This window comes from Streptococcus mitis (genome assembly GCF_946190325.1).
Classification (GTDB): domain Bacteria; phylum Bacillota; class Bacilli; order Lactobacillales; family Streptococcaceae; genus Streptococcus; species Streptococcus mitis_CF.
Genome location: NZ_CAMHZR010000030.1, coordinates 1 through 356, shown reverse-complemented (window position 1 = coordinate 356; position 356 = coordinate 1). Strand labels below are relative to the sequence as shown.

1 protein-coding gene is annotated in these 356 nt (G+C 41.9%); it reads left to right on the top strand.

The window, feature by feature from the left end:
- A partial coding sequence (locus tag N8M95_RS09205) for a mucin-binding protein (RefSeq protein WP_261116308.1) occupies positions 1–356 on the top strand: 356 nt, incomplete at both ends.

Below are 356 nucleotides of genomic sequence, written 5' to 3'. Positions count from 1 at the left end.
GAAAGTGTTAGCCGTACCATCCATTATGTTTACGAAGATGGAAGCAAGGCTAAGGATGATGTGGTTGAAACACTGAATTTCAAACGTTGGAGCAATGTCAACTTGGTAACAGGTCATATCGACTTCCAAGACTGGACAACTAATGATGATACGTTTGATAAAGTGGTATCACCAACTATCGCAGGTTACACAGCGGATAAATCAGAAATCCCAGCTGTAAGTGGAGTGAAGGCTAAAGATCAAGACCGTGTTGAAACAGTTACTTATCGTAAGGATGCCCAAAAAGCTGTTATCCGTTATGTAAGTACTAACGGTAACCGCGTTCTCACAACAGATGAAGTGACAGGTAAGTCAGG